General features: G+C 78.0%; 1 protein-coding gene. It reads right to left on the bottom strand.

What is annotated here, in order from left to right:
• Positions 1–97 precede the first annotated feature (97 nt).
• Positions 98–562 carry a hypothetical protein gene (locus FNQ90_RS25720; RefSeq protein ID WP_182608501.1) on the bottom strand — a complete coding sequence of 155 codons (465 nt, stop codon included), beginning with the start codon at positions 560–562 and terminating at the stop codon, positions 98–100.
• Positions 563–715 lie beyond the last annotated feature (153 nt).

The following is a 715-nucleotide window of genomic DNA, read 5'->3' as shown; positions in this document are numbered from 1 at the left end:
GCCCGGGGCCCTCCCCCTCCGCGCCGGGTGGGCCACCGAACGCCCGGCACGTCCCTCCCGATCCGTCACGGGCGCCGTCCCCGCCCCGCTGCGGTGCTCACCGGCGTCCCATCGGCAACGTCCGAATCGCCGCCTCGTGCATCGCCAGCTCCAACGGGCGGGGATCCACCAGCCGACCCGACCCGTCGGGAGGCGAGAGCCAGCGCACCCCGGGGCCGGCGCGCCGGGCCGGGTGCGGCACCGGCACCCGTTCCCCGGCGCCCGCACAGCGCACCCCCGTCCCCAGCCAGCAGCCGGCCGTGCCGACCGGCACGAGGAAACCGACCCGGCCGGTGTCGCCGTCCTCCCACACCGGCCCCGGCACGCGCACGAGCCCTCGCAGCACCTCCAGCGTCGGGAGCCCGAGCCGGGCGGGCAGGATCAGCACATCCCAGCGGTGTCCGCAGGGCAGGGGGGCGGCGCGGTGGGGCGCGGCCTCCAGCGCCCGCAACCACGCCGCCGGCTCCGGCGCCGCGCCGGCCAACCACTCCAGTGCTTTCGGCTCCGTGGCGCTCCCGTTCATGACTTCTCCTCCCGTGCCGGCGCCGTCCGTCGACGCCGTTCCCACCAGGGGGGAGGAGGTCGGGGTGGGTTCGTGACGCGACTTTCGCGGAAATCCCGGTGCGCCGCCCGGGGCGGGCACCACCCGGCGCGATGACGGCGACCGGGTGTCGGG

This window comes from Streptomyces alkaliphilus (assembly GCF_014141535.1).
Taxonomy (GTDB): Bacteria; Actinomycetota; Actinomycetes; order Streptomycetales; family Streptomycetaceae; genus Streptomyces; species Streptomyces alkaliphilus.
This window is presented reverse-complemented; position numbering and strand designations above follow the sequence as displayed.